Annotated in this window: 1 protein-coding gene; it reads right to left on the reverse strand. The window is 67.6% G+C overall.

Annotated elements, in window-relative coordinates:
* Positions 1 to 116 precede the first annotated feature (116 nt).
* Positions 117 to 1,935 (reverse strand): hydantoinase B/oxoprolinase family protein (locus LPZ50_RS24565; protein ID WP_230665449.1); only part of this gene is annotated, 1,819 nt, incomplete at its 5' end.

A 1,935-nucleotide genomic window follows, 5' to 3' on the forward strand; every position in this document is an offset into this window, starting at 1 on the left:
GGGGCAGCGCGCGTAGCGCGCCGAGGGCGCCTGTATGCGCCCGAGCCCGACGGACGTTCGCCGCCGCCTGTCCGGGCGCCGCGGGACGGTGCAAGAACCACTACAAGACCAACCCCCTAAGCCCGCCCGTATCCCCCACCCCCCGGCGTTTCCACCACGAACACATCACCTGCCCGCAAGCTGGCGCTGTCTTGCGGCGCCAGTTCCTGGATGCTGCCATCGGCGCGTTCGATATAGTTGCGGCCCAGGGCACCCGGTTCGCCGCCGGCCAGGCCGAACGGTGCGTACTTGCGATTGTTCGACAGGATGGCGGCCGTCATGTCCTCCAGGAAGCGCACCCGCCGCACACCGCCATCGCCGCCGGGGTAGCGGCCGGCGCCGCCCGAGCCATGGCGGATTTCGTACGACTCCAGGCGCACCGGGAACCGCAGTTCCAGCACTTCGGGATCCGTCAGCCGGGAATTGGTCATGTGGGCCTGCACCACGGATGTTCCCGCGAAACCTTCGTCTCGCGGCCCCGCGGCGTCGATGCGCAGCGGGCCCGCGCCCGTACCGCCGGAGATGGTCTCGTAGTACTGATAGCGCGCATTGCCGAAGGTGAAGTTGTTCATGGTGCCCTGGCTGGCGGCCAGCACGCCCAGCGCGCCGTACAGCGCGTTGACGATGCACATGGACGTTTCCACATTGCCCGCCACCACCGAGGCCGGCGGGTTCGGACGCAGCATCGAGCCTTCGGGCACGATGATGTCCAGCGGCTTCAGGCAGCCCGCATTCAGCGGGATATCGTCGTCCACCATGGTGCGGAACACATACAGCACCGCGGCCACGGCGATGGCGCCCGGCGCATTGAAGTTGTTGTCCAGCTGCGCCGACGTGCCGGTGAAGTCCACCACGGCGGTACGGGCCTCGCGGTTGACCCTTACCGCCACGCGGATCACCGCGCCGTTGTCCAGCGGATATTCGTAGCGGCCGTCCTTCAGCACCGAAATGACGCGGCGCACCGCTTCCTCGGCGTTGTCCTGCACATGGCCCATGTAGGCGCGCACCACGTCCAGGCCGAAGTGGTCGCACATGCGCAGCAGTTCCTGCACGCCCTTTTCATTGGCGGCGATCTGCGCATGCAGGTCGGCAATGTTCTGGTCGGGGTTGCGCGCCGGCCAGCGCCCCGACGCCAGGATCTCGCGGGCAGCCGCGTCGCGGAATTCGCCATCGCGCACCAACTGGAAGTTGGTGAACAGCACGCCTTCGTCTTCCACGGTTTTGGAGTCGGGCGGCATCGAGCCCGGCGTGGTGCCGCCGATATCGGCGTGGTGCCCGCGCGACCCGACATAGAACAGGATGTCGCGCCCCGCGCGGTCGAACACCGGCGTAATGACCGTGACGTCGGGCAGGTGCGTGCCGCCGTGGTAGGGGTCGTTGACCACGTACGCGTCGCCGGGCCGCATATGGCCGGCGTTGGCGTTCATGATGGTCTTGATGGACTCGCCCATGGACCCCAGGTGCACCGGCATGTGCGGCGCGTTGGCGATCAGGTTGCCTTCGGCATCGAAGATGGCGCAGGAAAAGTCCAGGCGTTCTTTGATGTTGACCGAGTAGGCCGTGTTCTGCAGCCGGTAACCCATCTGCTCGGCGATCGACATGAACAGATTGTTGAAGACCTCCAGCATGACAGGATCGGCCTGCGTGCCCACCGCGCGGCGTTCTGGCCGGGCTTCGACACGCTTGAGCACGATGTGGTCGAGCGGCGTCAGTTCGGCCTGCCAGCCCGGCTCGACCACGGTGGTCTGGTTGGGCTCGGAGATAATGGCCGGGCCCGACAGCACGTCGCCCGGCACCAGGTCGGCGCGCACATACAACGGGGTGTCCCGCCAGGCGCCCTGCCCGTACATCTGCACGCGCTGGCGCGGCGCCAGCGCCCCGGCGCGGCTGCGTTCG

This window comes from Bordetella petrii, from assembly GCF_020991325.1.
Lineage (GTDB): Bacteria > Pseudomonadota > Gammaproteobacteria > Burkholderiales > Burkholderiaceae_B > Bordetella_A > Bordetella_A petrii_E.